We start from the raw sequence: 16,359 nt of genomic DNA, 5'->3' as shown, positions 1-16,359 counted from the left end.
TCAATCCTCATTGGTCAACAAGATCGCGACTACGCGGCCCTGAGCCGGTAGCGGAACACCGTGTGGTCGAGCAGCAGCCGGATGCGCGGTTCGGCTTCGGTCGCCACCAGCCAGCTTGCCGCGATCATGGTCGCGCCGACCATTGCCATCGACAGGAGATAGGGAAATCCCGCGCGGACCATCGCGCCGAGCATCGCCGCGCCGATGACGTCGTGGATCAGATAGAGCGGGTAGGTCATCAGGCCGATCCGGCGCCAGCCGCTCCAGCTGAGGTCGAGCCGCAGCGACCATGCCATCAGGGCGATGGCGACCAGGAAGACAAGGATCGGCGGCGCATAGGGCATCGCGGCGCCGACCTTGGCGCTGTGGACATCGACCGAACTGGCGATTTGCAGCACGCCCCCGCCCAGGAACAGCAGGCAGAAGGCCAGGCGCGAGGCCGTCACCGCCTTGAACCGCATCAGCCAGATGAGCACGCCGACGGCGAAAAAAGAGCCATGGTGCACCAGGACGAGCTGCAGCCAGCGTGTCTCGGCGAGGTCGGACCAGCCGAGCGGATAATAGAGGCACCAGAACAGCGTGCTGACGAGGCCGATCACGACTGCCACCGTCTCCATCAGGTGGAAGCGGCCAAGCCGCAACAGGATCCAGACGACAGCGTAGAAGGCGATCTCGATGCCGAGCGTCCAGTAGACGCTGTCCACCCAAGGGCCGTAGGGCGCGAAAAGGCCGGTGCGAACGAGCCTGATCACGGCATCGGTTGGCCAGCTCAGACCGGTGAGCAGCAGCACCGCCGCGGTCACCGGCGCGCAGATCCAGACCGCCGGCGCCAGCCTTTTCACCCTTGCCTCGAAAAACCGCAGCGGCGTCGAATTCTCGGCGCTGAAGGCGATGACGAAACCGCTGATGACGAAGAATATCTGCACGCCGACCCAGCCGGAGCCGACCAAGGCCATTTCGGGATGGGGCGGGATGCCGCCGGTCGCGCGCGCCGAAACCCCGTCAGGGAATGCCCATACCCAGAAGCCATAGTGATAGAACATCACCATGACGGCGGCCAGGAAACGCAATATGTCGACGCCGCCGAATGTCGCCTTGTGCTGAGCCATGCCGTGCCTTTGGAATGGCCCCCCAAGCCAAACCCTAGAGTCTGTTGTTGCATTGCACAACAAAAGATTGGCCAGATGTGACAGTTGGCGCCGACCGCTCAACAAACGGAAGGATCGGGTCTGCTACGCCCGATCATCTAGACCCCGATGCCGCGCTCCTTCAGCACGGCCGTGATCTCGTCGAGGATGACCGGGTCGTCGATCGTCGCCGGCATGGTCCAGTCTTCCTTGTCGGCGATCTTCTGCATGGTCCCGCGCAGGATCTTTCCCGACCGCGTTTTCGGCAGCCGCTTGATCGTCACCACCGTCCTGAAGGCGGCGACCGGGCCGATGCGCTCGCGCACCAGCCCCACCACTTCGCTCTCGATGAGGCCGATCTCGCGCGAGACACCAGCGTTGAGCACGACGAAGCCGAGCGGAACCTGGCCCTTCATCGAATCGGCGATGCCGACGACGGCGCATTCCGCGACGTCGGGATGCGTTGCCAGCACCTCTTCCATGGCGCCGGTCGACAGCCGGTGGCCGGCGACATTGATGATGTCGTCGGTGCGGGCCATCACGTAGAGGTAGCCGTCCTCGTCGATCATGCCGGCATCGGCCGTCTTGTAGAAGCCGGGGAACTCGTCGAGATAGGCTTGGCGGAAACGGGCGTCGGCGTTCCACAGCGTCGGCAGGCAGCCCGCCGGCAGCGGCAGCTTGACCACGACATTGCCGAGCGTGCCGCGCGGCACCTCGTGGCCGGCATCGTCGAGCACGCGGATGTCGTAGCCGGGCATCGGCACGCCGGGTGAGCCGTATTTTACCGGCAGCAGGCCAAGGCCTGCGGGGTTGATGGTCATTGGCGAGCCGGTCTCGGTCTGCCACCAATGGTCGATGACCGGCACGTTCAGTTTCTGCTCCGCCCATTTGATGGTTTCGGGATCGGCGCGCTCGCCGGCGAGGAACAGCGTTCGGAATTTCGACAGGTCGTATCTGGCGACGAATTCGCCCCTGGGATCCTGCCCCTTGATGGCGCGGAACGCCGTCGGCGCGGTGAACAGGGCGACCACGCCATGCTGCGCGATCACCCGCCAGTAGGTGCCGGCATCGGGCGTGCCGACCGACTTGCCTTCGAACAGGATGCTGGTGCAGCCATGCAGCAGCGGCCCGTAGACGATGTAGGAATGGCCGACCACCCAGCCGACGTCGGACGCCGCCCAGAACACTTCGCCGGGCTTGACGCCGAACTCGTTTTCCATCGTCCATTCGAGCGCCACCATGTGGCCGCCATTATCGCGAACGATGCCCTTGGGCTGGCCGGTCGTGCCTGACGTGTAGATGATGTAGAGCGGGTCGGTGGCAAGCACCGGAACGCAGTCGACATTGGCGCCGGCCGCCCGCTCGCGCGCGACCGCGTCCGCATAGTCGATGTCGTAATTGTCCCTGAGCTCGCAGCGCAATTGGTCGCGCTGCAGGATCAGGCAGGCATCCGGCTTGTGGCGGGATATCTCGATCGCCTTGTCGAGCAGCGGCTTGTAGGCGACGACGCGGCCGGGCTCCAGGCCGCAGGAGGCCGAAATGATCACCTTCGGCCTGGCGTCGTCGATGCGGGTGGCGAGCTCATGCGAGGCAAAACCGCCGAAGACGACCGAATGCACGGCGCCGATGCGGGCGCAGGCAAGCATGGCGATGGCCGCTTCCGCCACCATCGGCATGTAGATGATGACGCGGTCGCCCTTGCCGACGCCGCGGTTCTTCAGCACCGAGGTCAGCGCCACCACTTCGCGTTTGAGCTCGGCATAGGTGAATGTCTTCACGGTGCCGGTGATGGCGCTGTCATGGATCAGCGCGATCTGGTCGGCACGCCCGCCGGCGACATGCCGGTCGAGGGCATTGTAGCAGGTGTTGCAGGTGGCGCCGGTAAACCAGCGGCCATAAACGCCGGCTTCCGCATCGAACACCTTGTCGTAAGGCGTGTACCAATCGATGGCGTTCGCCGCGTCCGCCCAGAACTTTTCCGGGTCGCGTTTCCAGCCGTCATAGACCTCGTGATAGCGTGAAGCCATCCGTTTCCTCCCCAGGAAGATTTGCCGTCTTGGCAATAGCCTATGCTGTTTTTTCCGGCGATGTCTTCCCTCAATTCGTCTGATCCGGTCCGGTCCTGGTCGCAAAGGTGCGACATCGTGGCCCTCCGGGAAGAAAAGCAACGGTCCGGCCCGGGCGTTCCCATGTGGCCGTGTGCACCGGCGCGTCGGCCGGTGGTCTCGTCGTCGGGCATGGTCACCGCGATCGAGCAGCCGTCTTCCGGGTCAGTCGATCCTTTTTGTGCTCACCATCACCGGCCGGATCGGCGGCGCCGGCGGCAGCAGGTCGCGAATGTCGGCGAAGGGAAACATCGGCTCGAAGCGGAAGGCTTCGGCCTGCGATCCCGGCGCGCCGTTGCACTGGCCGGCGCGAAAAAAATTCTGCGTCCGGGCGATGTCGACGAAGCGCTCCGGATCCTGCGACTGGTGCAGGCGGATCGCCTTGGCCTTGATCTCGGCCTGGGCTGATATCTCGACATAGTGGGTCGGGGAGAATCCGGTGCCGCCCATCGTGTCGGCATGCAGCACCGGTACGGCGAACGAGGCCGCGATGCGCACGGCGTCCGACAGCGCGCGGTGGTCGGCGTGATAGTCGTTTGGCGCATGGGTAATCACCAGATCCGGTCCGATTTCGCCAATCAGCGTCTTCAGCGCGCCGATCAGCGCGGCATCCGCCACCAGTCCGCCGTCGTGAAAGTCGAGGAAGCGCGGCGCCGCCCCGAGCAGCGCGGCCGCGGCCGTTGCCTCCTCGCGACGGACACGGGCGAGAACCGTGGGATCGCTCTTGCCGCCCCTGGCACCATCCGTGGCTATGGCAAAAGTCAGTTCTGCGCCTTGCGCCGCATAGGCCGCCATCGTACCGAACATGAATATCTCGATGTCGTCAGGATGCGCGCCGAGCGCCAGTATTTTCAACGCTTCTCTCCCCGGAAATGGAAAAACGTGACGAACGGAATCCTGCTCGCCCTGATCGCCTATGCAAGCTATTCGGGCAGCGATGCCGTTGTCAAAAGCCTGGGTGGGCAGTTCACGGTGTTCGAGATCGGTTTCTTCTCGATATTGTTTGCCGGCTGCTTTCTCTTCTTCACCCGGCCGGCGGACGAGCGTTGGCGTGATTTCTGGCGCACCAAACGGCCTTGGGCGGTGCAGGCGCGCGCCTGGGCCGGCATCGCCTCGGGCGTGCTCAGCGTCTATGCCTTCACCACCATTCCGCTGGCCGAAGTCTACGCGCTCGTCTTTCTGGCGCCGCTCTGCGTCACTATCCTCTCCACGGTCGTCCTTAAGGAAAAGGTGGGTCCATGGCGCTGGCTTGCGGTGGTCGCCGGCTTTGCCGGCGTCATGTTGGTGGTGCGACCGGGTTTTCGCGAACTCAATCTTGGACACCTCGCCGCCTTTGGCGTGGCCTTTCTGGCAGCCGCCAGCGTCATCCTGATGCGCTCGCTGGCAAAGCAGGAAAAGCGCACGACCATGCTCGGCGTGCTGATCGGCTACGGCCTGTTGTTCAACGGCATCGGCATCGCCGCTACCTCGTTCACGCTTCCCGACGCAAGGCAGCTTGCATGGCTGATAATGGCCGGCGCCTTCACCGCATGCGGACAATTGCTGCAGCTGCTGGCCGTCAAATACGCGCCCGCCAACCGGATCGCGCCGACGCATTACTCGCAGATGGTCTGGGCGGTCATCCTCGGTGCGCTGTTCTTCCGGGAATATCCCGACTGGCTGTCGCTGGTCGGCCTCGCGGTCGTCGGTGGGTCCGGCCTGCTCACCATGGTGCGCGAGGAAGTGCGGCTGGGCACGGTGCGCTGGAACCCGTTTTCGCGCACCCGGCTTTGATCTCGCGCCGGTTGCATGGCGACCACGAGCGCTGATATGCGGGCGCGATGACGACAAAAGCCTTGCCGGAGCTTCCGGTATCCGCCGTGCTGCCGGCGCTGGGCCATGCACTCGGCTCCGGCAACGACGCCGTGCTTGTGGCGCCGCCCGGCGCCGGCAAGACGACGCTGGTGCCGCTGGCGCTGCTCGATGCGCCATGGCTGGGCACGGGCAAGATCGTGCTGCTGGAGCCGCGCCGGCTCGCCGCCCGCGCCGCCGCCCGCCGCATGGCCGAATTGCTTGATGAGGAGCCCGGCGCCACCGTCGGCTATGCCATGCGCATGGAGAACCGCACTTCGGCCCGGACAAAAATACTGGTCGTCACCGAAGGTGTGCTGGCGCGGATGATCCTTGACGATCCCGAACTGCCAGGAATCTCGGCCGTGATCTTCGACGAATTCCACGAGCGCTCGCTCGACGGCGATTTCGGCCTCGCTTTGGCGCTCGACGTGCAAGGCGCGCTGCGGCCGGACCTGCGCGTCTTGGTGATGTCGGCGACGCTGGACGGCGCCCGTGTCGCGAAGCTGTTGTCGGGCGCGCCGGTGATCGAAAGCGAAGGCCGTGCCTTTCCCGTCGACATTCGCTACGACGAGCGGCCGGCCGGCACCGCAATCGAGGACGTCATGGCCAAGGCGATCCGCGACGCTCTTGCCGACGAAAGCGGCAGCGTGCTTGCCTTCCTGCCCGGCCAGCGCGAGATCGAGCGCACCGCCGAGCGGCTTGCCGGCAAGGTCGGCGCCGACACCGATATCGTGCCGCTCTACGGCATGCTCGACGGCAAGGCGCAGGACGCGGCGATCAGGCCGGCGCCGGCGGGCCGCCGCAAGGTGGTGCTGGCTACGTCGATCGCCGAGACCTCCATCACCATCGACGGCGTGCGGGTCGTCATCGATTCCGGCCTGTCGCGGCTGCCGCGCTACGAGCCGGCCAGCGGCCTGACGCGGCTGGAGACGGTGCGCGCCAGCAAGGCCTCCGCCGACCAGCGCGCCGGCCGTGCCGGACGCACGCAGGCCGGCGTCGCCATCCGACTGTGGCGCGCCGAACAGACGGCGTCGCTTCGGGCCTTCACCCCGCCGGAAATCCTCGAGGCCGACCTTTCCGGCCTGCTGCTTGACTGCGCCGCCTTCGGCGTCGCCGATCCGACGAGCCTCGCCTTCCTCGATCCGCCGCCGGCCCCGGCGCTCAACGAGGCAAGGGCGCTGCTGCGCGCGCTTGATGCCATCGACGAGGCGGGGCGGCTGACGGAAGCGGGCGCCGCGATGCGCAAGCTCGCTCTGCCGGTGCGGCTGGCGCATATGGTCGCCGAGGCGGCCCGCGGCGGCCATGCCGGCGAGGCGGCCATGCTCGCGGTGCTGCTGACCGAGCGCGGGTTGGGCGGTGACGGCGCCGATCTCGAACGCCGGCTGATGCGCTTTCGCCAGGAAAGATCGCCGCGCGCCACCGCCGCGCGGCAACTCGCCGAACGCCTTGCGAGGCAGGCCTCTTCACCCTCCCCCTTATGGGGGTCCGAAGGACGGGCGAGACCCGTGGCTCGCCCCGGAACGTCGATCCGCGAAGCGGAGCGGGGCGGGGGGCTTTGGCGCCGCACCCCCACCCCGGCGCTACGCGCCGACCCTCCCCACAAGGGGGAGGGTGGCAGCGCTGGTCCTCTCCTCATCCATGCCTGGCCGGACCGGGTCGCCAAGGCGCGCGGCGAGCGCGGGCGTTTCGTGCTGGCCAACGGCTCCGGTGCCATGCTCGATGCTGCCGATCCGCTTGCCGGCGAGGCGTTTCTGGTTGTCGCCGATCTGCAGGGCAAGGCGCAGAATGCGCGCATCACGGCGGCGGCGGCGATCAGCGAGGACGATATTCGTTCAGCACTGGCGGACAGGATCGAAACCCGCAGGCAAACGAGCTTCGATCGCGAGCGCCGCGCCGTGCGCGTGCGCGAAACCGTACGCCTCGGCGCTATCACGCTGGCCGAGCGCATGCTGCCTCCGCCAACCGGCAATGAGGCCGACCGCGCCATGCTTGACGCCTTGCGCGAACATGGACTTTCGCTGCTGAGCTGGAGCAAGGAGGCCGAGACGCTGCGCCAGCGCCTGTCATGGCTGCATCGCGGCCTTGGGGCGCCGTGGCCCGATATGTCCGACACGGCACTTATCGATCGCCTCGACGACTGGCTGCTGCCGTTCCTGTCGGGTGCCGCATCCTTCTCGGCCATCGATCCGGGTGTCGTCCCGGCCGGGCTGACGGCGCTTGTGCCGCACGATTTGCAGCGCCGGATCGACGCGCTTGCGCCGACCCATTTCGACGTGCCGTCCGGCAGTCGCGTGCCGATCCGCTATGACGGCGAATGGCCCGTTTTGGCGGTTCGTGTCCAGGAACTGTTCGGCTTCGACCGGCACCCTGCAATCGCAGGCGGCACCGTGCCGCTGACGCTCGAACTGCTGTCGCCCGCGCACCGGCCGATCCAGACGACGCGCGACCTGCCCGGCTTCTGGCGCGGCTCCTGGGCCGATGTGCGCGCCGACATGCGCGGTCGCTATCCCAAGCACGTGTGGCCGGAAAATCCGCTGCTCGCCGCCGCCACCAGCCGCGCCAAGCCGCGCGGGACGTAGTTGCTTGGCGATTGGCGCAAACGCCATCGCTTCGTCATCCACCTAGCGCTCGCCGCTTCGCGGCTGTATTTCATGGCCATGATCAACGTATTGCGTTCTCCCGACTTCCAGCAGAGCCAGCGACTGCGCCTCAACACGCTGATCCGGCTGCGCTGGCTTGCCATTGTCGGCCAGAGCGTGACGGTGCTTTTCGTCGCCTACGGCCTGAAATTCCCACTGCCGGTCAGCCTGTGCTTTGCCCTGATCGCCTGTTCGGCCTGGATGAACCTGCTCCTTGCCTTTCGGTTCCCGGCCGCGCACCGGCTCACGCCGTTCGCGGCCTTCGGCATCCTGATCTTTGATAGCCTCCAGCTTGCCGGCCTGCTCTACATGACCGGCGGCCTTACCAATCCGTTCTCGCTGCTGATGACGGTGCCCGTGGTCATTTCGGCGACGTCGCTGCCCTTGCGCCTGACCGCGGTGCTTGGGGGGCTGGTGATGACGGCGGCGACCTTGCTGGTCTTTTTCCACTTGCCATTGCCCTGGCATGAAGGCGCGCCGCTGGCGATGCCCTTCATCTATGTTGCCGGCATGTGGATGGCGGTGCTGTCTTCGATCGCCTTCACCGCCATTTACGCCTTCCGCGTGGCCGCGGAAGCCCGCCTCCTGGCCAATGCGCTCGCCGCCACCGAACTGGTGCTCCAGCGCGAGCAGCATCTGTCGGCACTCGACGGGTTGGCCGCCGCCGCCGCGCATGAGCTGGGCACACCGCTCGCCACCATCACGCTGGTCGCCAAGGAGATGGAAAAGGCGCTCGGCAAGGACGCGAAATACGGGGAGGATGTGACGCTGCTGCGCTCCCAGAGCGAGCGGTGCCGCGAGATCCTCAAGCGCCTGACCAGCCTGTCGTCCGAGGGAGAGGCGCATTTGTCCCGCCTGCCTTTGACCTCGCTGGTCGAGGAGGTCACAGCGCCGCACCGCGACTTCGGCATCTCGATCAAGCTTAGGCCCGGCGAGCGCAGCGGCCCCGAGCCGGTCGGGCGCCGCAATCCCGGCGTCATCTACGGCCTTGGCAATTTGGTGGAGAACGCCGTCGATTTCGCCCGCGAGAGCGTCACCGTGCGCTGGAGCTGGGACGAGGCCACCGTCTCCTTCTCGATCATCGATGACGGTCCCGGCTTTCCGCCCGAGATCATCGACCGCATCGGCGAGCCCTATATGTCGACACGCCAGGGCACGGAGGCCGGCGGCGGGCTGGGGCTGGGCCTGTTCATCGCCAAGACATTGCTCGAGCGATCGGGCGCCACGCTCGACTTTCGCAATTCGAGCGGACTGGGCGAGGGCGCCATGGTGCGGATTTCATGGCCCAGAAATGTTTTCCTGAACCCGGAATCGGCGCCCGCGACGATGTTTGACACCGCGTAAATTGGACAATCGCGACGCAAAACTATATCTGCGTAAAATTAAGGCAGCAGGAATTTCAAGACGATGACAGGCGATGAAAACAGTGGCGCAATGGTTGAGGGCGAGGACACCTCGCTTCTGATCGTCGATGACGATAAACCGTTCCTGACCCGTCTGGCCCGCGCCATGGAAACCAGGGGGTTCGTGGTCGAAACGGCCGAGAGCGTCGAGGAGGCGGTCGGCAAGGCACGCGCCAATCCGCCCGCCTACGCGGTGGTCGATATGCGGCTTGGCGACGGCAACGGCCTCGACGTCGTGGCCGCCATCCGTGAGAAGCGCGAGGATTCCCGCGCGATTATCCTGACCGGCTATGGCAACATCGCCACCGCGGTGACGGCGGTGAAGCTCGGCGCCGTCGACTATCTATCGAAGCCGGCCGACGCCGACGACGTCTTTGCCGCGCTCACCCGCACGGCCGGCGAGCGCGCCGCACCCCCGGAAAATCCGATGTCGGCCGACCGCGTGCGCTGGGAGCACATCCAGCGTGTCTACGAAATGTGCGAGCGCAACGTCTCCGAGACCGCGCGCCGCCTCAACATGCATCGCCGCACCCTGCAGCGCATCCTGGCCAAGCGCGCGCCGCGCTAGGAGCGCGATGCGCTGAGCATTCCTTCGGACCGGTTTCTGCTTACGGGGAAGCATCCAATTGTCGAACTCGGCCCCGCCCCTCATTGCCCTGCCGGGCATTTCTCCCCGTATAGTGACGGGGAGAAAGAGGCTGGCCGCAACGCTGGCGCCCATTCCGCAACGCTGGCGATTGGCGAAACCGGCGATGACAGCGTCCCTCTCCCCGTCACTATACGGGGAGAGGATGCCGGCAGGCAGGTGAGGGGCGGCGCCAGCGTTTGGAAAGGCAACGGAGGGTGACATGCGGGACTTGAAACAGCGGCCGGTTTCCGTCTTGCGCGAATTTCTCGACAGCGAGGCGGCCGGCGGCATCATGCTGATGGTAGCGGCGGCATTGGCCTTGATCGTCGCCAACTCACCGCTCTCCGGAACCTATTTTGCCGTCCTCCACGCCTATCTCGGCCCGCTCAGCGTGTCGCATTGGGTCAATGACGGGCTGATGGCGGTATTCTTCCTGCTCGTCGGCCTGGAGATCAAGCGCGAGATGCTGGACGGCCAGCTCTCGACCTGGCCGCGCAGGGTGCTGCCCGGCATCGCGGCGGCCGGCGGCATGGTGGTGCCGGCGCTGGCCTATGTCGCCATCAACCGTGACAATGCGGGCGCGCTGTCCGGTTGGGCGATCCCGACCGCTACCGACATCGCCTTCGCGCTCGGCGTGCTATCGCTGCTTGGCAGCCGCGTGCCGGCCTCGCTGAAAATCTTTCTCACCGCCCTTGCCATCATCGACGATCTCGGCGCGGTGATCATCATCGCGATCTTCTACACGAGCGGTCTGTCGCTTGCCTATCTGGGCGCCGCCTTCGCGGTGATCGCCGCGCTTGTCGTGCTCAACCGCATGCGGGTGATGAGCCTCGTGCCTTACCTCGTGCTCGGTGCGATCCTGTGGGTGCTGGTGCTGAAGTCGGGTGTGCATGCCACGCTTGCCGGCGTGGCGCTGGCGCTAACCATTCCGCTCGAACGCACAGCCGGCATCGAACACGATCTCGACCATTCGCCGCTGCACCGGCTCGAGCACGGCCTGCACGCAATAGTGCCCTTCGTCGTCATCCCCATCTTCGGCTTTGCCAATGCCGGCGTTTCGCTGGCGGGCCTCAGCGTCGGCGCGCTGTTCGAGCCGCTGACACTCGGCGTTGCCGCCGGCCTCGTCGTCGGCAAGCTGGTCGGCGTGTTCGGCTCCTCCGCGCTTGCCATCCGCTTCGGTCTCGCCGACCTGCCGGCCCATGCCGGCTGGCTGCACATGATCGGCATCTCGCTGCTGTGCGGCATCGGCTTCACCATGAGCCTGTTCATCGGCCTGCTCGCCTTCGCCAGCGACACGGCGCTGCAGGACGCGGTCAAGGTCGGCATTCTCTCCGGCTCCCTGGTCGCAGCGCTGCTCGGCGCGGCCGTCCTGCTGATGGCGCGGGCGGCGAGCGGGGCGGATGAAGGCGAGGAGTAGAGGTCCACAAGCGCAGGTTCTGCGAGGCAGCCTACTCGCTCTCCCCCTCCAGCGCCGGCACGGCCACTCCGGCGAGTTCCGCCGCCAAAAGCCGCGCGGCACCGGCCCGCGCGATGCGCAGCATCAGCGCCTTGCGCGTAGCCGCCGCCATGCGGTGCTCGGGCGCCTCGCGCAAAATCTCGGCGCCATAGCCGTCGGAGAGGATGAAGCCGCATTCTTCGGGAAAAATCTCCGCCGGCACGCCGGGATGGGTGGCGAAGAAGAAGCGATCCGAGTGCAGCCGGTAGTCGGGCCATTTGCGGTCGACGCGAAAATCCTCGACCGAGGACTTGATCTCGATGATCCAGATGTCGCCGTGGCGGGTCAGCGCCACGAGGTCGGCGCGGCGGCGGGTCGCCAGGGACAGTTCGGGCAGCACATGCGCGCCCATTTCGCGGAGCAGCCGCTGCACCCCGCGCCGCACCAGCATGGCGCGTTCAGACTGGCGGCCATCGATGAGCGGGTTCAGGGGAATCGGTGAGATGATTGGCATGACGGGACCATGCCAGATTTTGTTCACGATTTGAACCCGTACCGCTCATTTGGTGGCCACCCAAATCAATGGGTGCTCGATGGCATGAGCAGGCACGGAGAACCGTATGGCCACCTTCACTTTCCGTGATGGGTGAACGTGGCGGGACGACCTACGGCGCGGGAGAAGTCCTGGCGTTTATGAGCGACCAGGCCCCGTCGTTTCGATCGTAACCGGCACGCCCTGGCGCAACGAGTTGCTGACCGTCGAAACCGCGCTGGCACGGTCAATGATCCTTTGGGGATCGGACCCGTCCAAGGTCTCGCAGGAAACCGTCATCCTTGCTGCGGTCGCCAGCAGGGGCTTGCCGTCGAGATCAAGCCTCACCGAGACGGCGATCCTGCCGAGTTTCACGCCGATCTCGTCGGCGACATAGCGAAGGTCGTTGCAGAAGCAGCCGCCAATCGCCAGCGCCAGCAGCTGGCCGCCATTGAAGCCCAGGCCCATGCCGCCGGCCTTGCCCTCGGGCCGGTCGACGACGATCGTGTGGCCGCCGGCCCAGCCCATGGCGGCTTCGGTGCCTTCGACATTGTGCAGTTCGACAGTCATCGAGGCCATCGGCATCCTCCCTCCGTAGCCGAGAGGCGTCGGGCCTGGCCGGCACGGATCTATGCGACCGTGACGGCTTTATCGCCGAGCGGCGCGGTTCCCGCAATGTCATCGATGATCGGGCAGTCCGGCCGGTCGTCGCCATGGCAGGCCTGGACGAGCTTCTGCAGGGTCGATCGCATCGACTGCAGCTCGCGCACCTTCTCCTCGATCGCCCTGACATGGGCGGCGGCGATCTCGCGCACGTCGTGGCTGGCGCGGCTGCGGTCCTGGTAAAGCGCCATCAACTGGCGGCAATCGTCGATGGAAAAGCCCAGGTTGCGGGCACGGCGCAGGAAGGTCAGCCGATGGATGTCGTCGCCCGAATAGTCGCGATAGCCATTGCCGGCACGCGCAGGCGCGATCAGGCCGATTTCCTCATAGTAGCGGATGGTCTTGGCTGGCAGACCGGAACGCTGGGCGGCGTCGCCGACATTCATGGTTGTTCCTCGATTCCTGCTGGCCCGAGAGTCATGGCCATTGAATTTCCTTCACAATCCGGTGAAGGCTGTTGCCGAAATGCCGCAGTTGCTGGCTTACCGGCAGGTGAGGTCTTGCATATAGGCATCGCGTACTTGGCAAGCAAAGCAAATGCCAGCATGAATGATGGCAAGAAAGCGGCCGACTCGTGCCGCGGATGTTTGGCGGGGCACGGATCACCTCATGCGCATGAAGTCGCTTGCAGTAATTGCCGCACTGGCGCTGTCCACCGCACTCGCCGGTTGCAGCACCATTGGCGGGCAGATATTCTCCAACGACTATGGCGCGGTGACCGACGCCGGCTACCAGCTGCCGCGCATCCCGATCGAAAAGGTGCCCGCGAAGTATCACCGGCAGGAGGTGAACTACGACACCAAGGAAAAGCCGGGCACCATCATCGTCGATACGCAGAACAAGTTCCTCTACTTCGTCGAGGGTGACGGCCGGGCAATTCGCTACGGCATCGGCGTCGGCCGCGAGGGCTTCGAGTGGCATGGCACCGCCCATGTCGCCATCAAGCGCGAATGGCCGACCTGGACGCCGCCATCGCAGATGATCAAGCGCCAGCCGGAACTCGCCAAGTTCGCCGGCGGCATGGAGCCGGGCCTGAAGAACCCGCTCGGCGCGCGCGCTCTGTACCTGTTCAACAAGGGCGGTGACATGGGCTATCGCCTGCATGGCAGCCCGGAATGGAACTCGATCGGCAAGGCGATGTCGTCGGGCTGCATCCGGCTGATGAACCAGGACATCATCGACCTTTACGATCGCGCCGAGGTCGGCGCCAAGGTCATCGTTCTCTGACCGTGACCGCGAGGTTCATGGTCAAAACCGTTCGTACGCGGACCGTCTAGGCAACAACGGACGTCCCCAACAAAAAACCGGGCAATTCGGCCCGGTTTTTTGTTGCTTGCTTTTTGAGAATCGTCGCCGCGCTCGGCGAAGACGAATGGTCAGGCGACCTGTTCGACCTGCTGGACCTCGGGAACGAAGTGGCGGAGCAGGTTCTGGATGCCGTGCTTCAGCGTCGCCGTCGATGACGGGCAGCCGGCGCAGGCGCCCTTCATGTGCAGGAACACGGTGCCGTTCTCGAAGCCGCGGAAGGTGATGTCGCCGCCATCCTGGGCCACTGCCGGGCGCACCCGTGTGTCGAGCAGCTCCTTGATGGTGATGACGAGTTCCTCGTCGGCCTTGTCGTAGAACTCGCCGGTCTGGCTGGTCTCCGCGGCCGGGCCGGCATTGGCCATGACAGGCGCGCCGGACATGAAATGCTCCATGATGGCGCCCAGGATCGCCGGCTTCAGATGCTGCCAGTCGGGCCCGTCCTTGGTCACGGTGATGAAGTCGTAGCCGAAGAAGACGCCGGTGACGCCCGGTATTTCGAACAGCCGGCCGGCCAGCGGCGAGGCCGTCGCCGCACTATCGGCATCACGGAAATCGGCGGTGCCGTCCAAAAGCACTTCCTTGCCGGGCAGGAATTTCAGCGTCGCCGGGTTTGGCGTCGATTCGGTCTGGATGAACATGGCCGTCTCCGTGCCCGTCTCGGGCAGATAGTTTGGAATAATTCTAAATAAGCTCTATCGGCTGGACATTCAAGCGAAACGCGTCGCCCGAACGGCTGGCTGGCGGAATGTTTTTGCGACTCCTGCCAAGCACTATGAAGTGTGTCGAGATTCGGGTCAGGCCGAGTCGAAAATGGTGGTTTCCGAGAACCGGAGCGGAGCGTACTTGAAGTACGTGAGCACCGGAAGCGCAGGAACCCGCCATTTGCAGGCCGGCATCACCCGAATATCGATACACTTCAGGCGAGGCTGTCGATCTCCTCGTCCGAAAGGTTTTGCGGCACCACGGTCACCGGGATAGGGAAGGCGGCGCCCTTGCCGGCCACCGCGCCGACCAGCGGCCCGGGCCCTTCCTTGCCGGCGCCGGCCGCCAGCACCAGGATGGCAATATCCTGATCTTCCTCGATCAGCTTGTGGATCTCTTCGGTGGGCTTGCCCTCGCGCACCACCATCTCGGGTTCGATGCCGAGCTTCTGGCGCACCTTGTTGGCATAGCTGTCGAGCGCGGTGCGTGCGGTGGCGGTCGCCTCCTCGCGCATGATCTTCTCGACGCCCAGCCAGTGCTGGAAATCGTCCGGTTCGATGACATAGAGCAGCACCAGCACGCCGCTGGTGCTCAGCGCCCGCTTCGAGGCGTAGGCGACGGCGCGCTCGCATTCGGGCGTATCGTCGATGATCGCCAGGAACTTCCGGCGATGTCCGGCTTCGCGGCTGAGGCGTTTGGAGACCATGTCTATTTACTCGATGTCATTCCGGCCGCAATCTGCCACTGCGGCTGACCGGCGGCAAGCCGCCGGTCTTTGGCCGGTATGGTGCGGGGCATAAGGATGCGGATCAGTCCTGCAGCAGCCCGATGATGTCGCGCACCGTCTTCATCGTCGCTTCGGCCAGCACGCCGGCGCGCTCGCCGCCGTCCCGCAGTACCGCGTCGACATAGGCGCGGTCATCGGAAATGCGGCGCATTTCGGCGGCGACGGGAGCCAGTTTTTCGACTGCCAGGTCGGCCAGTGCCGGCTTGAACACCGAAAACTGCTGGCCGCCGAACTCCTTCAGCACCGCCTCTTTCGATATGTCCGCAAGGCCGGCATAAATGCCGACCAGGTTTTCCGCTTCCGGCCGGGTGGCGAGGCCGTCCACTTCGCTCGGCAAGGCTTCCGGATCGGTCTTGGCCTTGCGGATCTTCTTGGAGATGGCGTCGGCATCGTCGGTCAGATTGATGCGCGACAGATCCGACGGGTCCGACTTCGACATCTTCTTGGAGCCGTCGCGCAACGACATGATGCGCGCCGCCGGCCCGCCGATGACCGGCTCGGTGATCGGAAAGTAGCCGTTCACAATTTCCTCTCCGACCTGCATCTCGACGCCGACGCCAAGACCGGCGATGCGGTCCGAAAAGTCGTTGTTGAATTTCTGGGCGATGTCGCGCGTCAGTTCCAGATGCTGCTTCTGGTCCTCGCCGACCGGCACATGGGTGGCGCGGTAGAGCAGGATGTCGGCTGCCATCAGCGAGGGATAGGCAAGCAGGCCGAGCGAGGCGTTCTCGCGGTCCTTGCCGGCCTTGTCCTTGAACTGCGTCATCTTGTTCATCCAGCCGATGCGCGCCACGCAGTTGAAAATCCAGGCGAGCTCGGCGTGCTGCATCACCCGCGACTGGTTGAACACGATGTGCTTCTTCGGATCGATGCCGGAGGCCAGGAATGCCGCGGTGATGGAGCGCGTCTGGTCCTTGAGGTCGTCATAAACCAGCTGGGCCGTCAGCGAATGCAGGTCGACGACGCAGTAGATGCAGTCGGACGTCTCTTGCAGGGCGACGAATTTCTTGATGGCGCCGAGATAGTTGCCAAGATGCAGATTGCCGGTCGGCTGGACGCCGGAGAAGACGAGTGGCTTGAAGGCGGACATGGTTTCCTCGTGGCTTGTGGAGGGCCGTATAAGCGTGATTCCGAAAAGTCGCAGACTTTTCGGAGCCAATCACGCGGCTGGAAACCGCGTGCGGCGAAAGTCTTGCG

The 16,359-nt window shown here is 65.3% G+C and carries 15 protein-coding genes; 6 read left to right on the top strand and 9 right to left on the bottom strand.

What is annotated here, in order from left to right:
* Nucleotides 1-29 precede the first annotated feature (29 nt).
* The 3 genes from FJ490_RS20695 to FJ490_RS20685 all read right to left on the bottom strand — a co-directional run bounded on the left by FJ490_RS20695 (nt 30) and on the right by FJ490_RS20685 (nt 4,087).
* Nucleotides 30-1,109, bottom strand: a complete 1,080-nt coding sequence (locus FJ490_RS20695; protein WP_140728830.1) for an acyltransferase — start codon at nt 1,107-1,109, stop codon at nt 30-32.
* A 137-nt stretch (nt 1,110-1,246) separates the two neighbouring features.
* Entirely contained in the window at nt 1,247-3,154 is a 1,908-nt protein-coding gene (locus tag FJ490_RS20690) for a propionyl-CoA synthetase (RefSeq protein WP_140728831.1), read from the bottom strand.
* A 243-nt stretch (nt 3,155-3,397) separates the two neighbouring features.
* On the bottom strand, nt 3,398-4,087 hold the full coding sequence (locus tag FJ490_RS20685; RefSeq protein WP_140630074.1) for a PIG-L deacetylase family protein: 690 nt from the start codon (nt 4,085-4,087) through the stop codon (nt 3,398-3,400).
* 27 nt (nt 4,088-4,114) lie between these two features.
* Here FJ490_RS20685 and FJ490_RS20680 point away from each other — a divergent pair, with 27 nt between their 5' ends.
* The 5 genes from FJ490_RS20680 to nhaA all read left to right on the top strand — a co-directional run bounded on the left by FJ490_RS20680 (nt 4,115) and on the right by nhaA (nt 11,152).
* Nucleotides 4,115-5,005 carry a DMT family transporter gene (locus FJ490_RS20680; protein WP_140497147.1) on the top strand — a complete coding sequence of 297 codons (891 nt, stop codon included), beginning with the start codon at nt 4,115-4,117 and terminating at the stop codon, nt 5,003-5,005.
* A 47-nt stretch (nt 5,006-5,052) separates the two neighbouring features.
* On the top strand, nt 5,053-7,644 hold the full coding sequence (hrpB, locus tag FJ490_RS20675) for an ATP-dependent helicase HrpB (RefSeq protein WP_140728832.1): 2,592 nt from the start codon (nt 5,053-5,055) through the stop codon (nt 7,642-7,644).
* 72 nt (nt 7,645-7,716) lie between these two features.
* On the top strand, nt 7,717-9,048 hold the full coding sequence (locus FJ490_RS20670) for an ActS/PrrB/RegB family redox-sensitive histidine kinase (protein WP_140580648.1): 1,332 nt from the start codon (nt 7,717-7,719) through the stop codon (nt 9,046-9,048).
* A gap of 63 nt (nt 9,049-9,111) precedes the next feature.
* Nucleotides 9,112-9,675 carry an ActR/PrrA/RegA family redox response regulator transcription factor gene (locus tag FJ490_RS20665; protein WP_140497143.1) on the top strand — a complete coding sequence of 188 codons (564 nt, stop codon included), beginning with the start codon at nt 9,112-9,114 and terminating at the stop codon, nt 9,673-9,675.
* Between the two features lie 280 nt (nt 9,676-9,955).
* Entirely contained in the window at nt 9,956-11,152 is a 1,197-nt protein-coding gene (gene nhaA, locus FJ490_RS20655; protein WP_140728833.1) for a Na+/H+ antiporter NhaA, read from the top strand.
* Between the two features lie 31 nt (nt 11,153-11,183).
* Here nhaA and FJ490_RS20650 read toward each other — a convergent pair whose 3' ends face one another.
* From FJ490_RS20650 to cueR, 3 genes are all read right to left on the bottom strand, one after another.
* Nucleotides 11,184-11,684, bottom strand: coding sequence for an MmcB family DNA repair protein (locus FJ490_RS20650; RefSeq protein WP_140728894.1), 501 nt, complete (start codon nt 11,682-11,684; stop codon nt 11,184-11,186).
* A gap of 177 nt (nt 11,685-11,861) precedes the next feature.
* Complete coding sequence (locus tag FJ490_RS20645; protein ID WP_140512955.1) at nt 11,862-12,281, bottom strand: OsmC family protein; 420 nt, start codon at nt 12,279-12,281, stop codon at nt 11,862-11,864.
* 50 nt (nt 12,282-12,331) lie between these two features.
* Nucleotides 12,332-12,751 carry a Cu(I)-responsive transcriptional regulator gene (cueR, locus tag FJ490_RS20640; protein ID WP_140728834.1) on the bottom strand — a complete coding sequence of 140 codons (420 nt, stop codon included), beginning with the start codon at nt 12,749-12,751 and terminating at the stop codon, nt 12,332-12,334.
* A gap of 223 nt (nt 12,752-12,974) precedes the next feature.
* Between cueR and FJ490_RS20635 the strand changes: the two genes are divergently transcribed.
* Nucleotides 12,975-13,592: a L,D-transpeptidase gene (locus FJ490_RS20635; RefSeq protein WP_140497135.1), complete on the top strand. Its 618-nt coding sequence runs from the start codon at nt 12,975-12,977 to the stop codon at nt 13,590-13,592.
* 149 nt (nt 13,593-13,741) lie between these two features.
* On the opposite strand, the gene FJ490_RS20630 is transcribed toward FJ490_RS20635, so the two are convergent.
* From FJ490_RS20630 to trpS, 3 genes are all read right to left on the bottom strand, one after another.
* Complete coding sequence (locus FJ490_RS20630; protein ID WP_140728835.1) at nt 13,742-14,311, bottom strand: NifU family protein; 570 nt, start codon at nt 14,309-14,311, stop codon at nt 13,742-13,744.
* A 278-nt stretch (nt 14,312-14,589) separates the two neighbouring features.
* A complete protein-coding gene (locus FJ490_RS20625; protein ID WP_140497131.1) occupies nt 14,590-15,081 on the bottom strand; it encodes a universal stress protein in 492 nt (163 codons plus the stop codon).
* Nucleotides 15,082-15,184: 103 nt separating this feature from the next.
* On the bottom strand, nt 15,185-16,252 hold the full coding sequence (gene trpS / locus FJ490_RS20620) for a tryptophan--tRNA ligase (protein ID WP_140497129.1): 1,068 nt from the start codon (nt 16,250-16,252) through the stop codon (nt 15,185-15,187).
* Nucleotides 16,253-16,359 lie beyond the last annotated feature (107 nt).

Origin of the sequence: Mesorhizobium sp. B2-5-11, from assembly GCF_006440835.1 — a bacterium.
Lineage (GTDB): Bacteria > Pseudomonadota > Alphaproteobacteria > Rhizobiales > Rhizobiaceae > Mesorhizobium.
The sequence above is the reverse complement of the archived record's forward strand: the minus strand, read 5'-3'. Positions and strand labels throughout refer to the sequence as shown.

Bases quoted from the DNA above. Each gene is read 5' to 3' on its own strand.
- FJ490_RS20695 (WP_140728830.1), bottom strand. From the start codon at position 1,109: ATGGCTCAGCACAAGGCGACATTCGGCGGCGTCGACATATTGCGTTTC.
- FJ490_RS20690 (WP_140728831.1), bottom strand. From the start codon at position 3,154: ATGGCTTCACGCTATCACGAGGTCTATGACGGCTGGAAACGCGACCCG.
- hrpB (WP_140728832.1), top strand. From the start codon at position 5,053: ATGACGACAAAAGCCTTGCCGGAGCTTCCGGTATCCGCCGTGCTGCCG.
- FJ490_RS20670 (WP_140580648.1), top strand. From the start codon at position 7,717: ATGGCCATGATCAACGTATTGCGTTCTCCCGACTTCCAGCAGAGCCAG.
- FJ490_RS20665 (WP_140497143.1), top strand. From the start codon at position 9,112: ATGACAGGCGATGAAAACAGTGGCGCAATGGTTGAGGGCGAGGACACC.
- nhaA (WP_140728833.1), top strand. From the start codon at position 9,956: ATGCGGGACTTGAAACAGCGGCCGGTTTCCGTCTTGCGCGAATTTCTC.
- FJ490_RS20650 (WP_140728894.1), bottom strand. From the start codon at position 11,684: ATGCCAATCATCTCACCGATTCCCCTGAACCCGCTCATCGATGGCCGC.
- FJ490_RS20645 (WP_140512955.1), bottom strand. From the start codon at position 12,281: ATGGCCTCGATGACTGTCGAACTGCACAATGTCGAAGGCACCGAAGCC.
- cueR (WP_140728834.1), bottom strand. From the start codon at position 12,751: ATGAATGTCGGCGACGCCGCCCAGCGTTCCGGTCTGCCAGCCAAGACC.
- FJ490_RS20635 (WP_140497135.1), top strand. From the start codon at position 12,975: ATGCGCATGAAGTCGCTTGCAGTAATTGCCGCACTGGCGCTGTCCACC.
- FJ490_RS20630 (WP_140728835.1), bottom strand. From the start codon at position 14,311: ATGTTCATCCAGACCGAATCGACGCCAAACCCGGCGACGCTGAAATTC.
- FJ490_RS20625 (WP_140497131.1), bottom strand. From the start codon at position 15,081: ATGGTCTCCAAACGCCTCAGCCGCGAAGCCGGACATCGCCGGAAGTTC.
- trpS (WP_140497129.1), bottom strand. From the start codon at position 16,252: ATGTCCGCCTTCAAGCCACTCGTCTTCTCCGGCGTCCAGCCGACCGGC.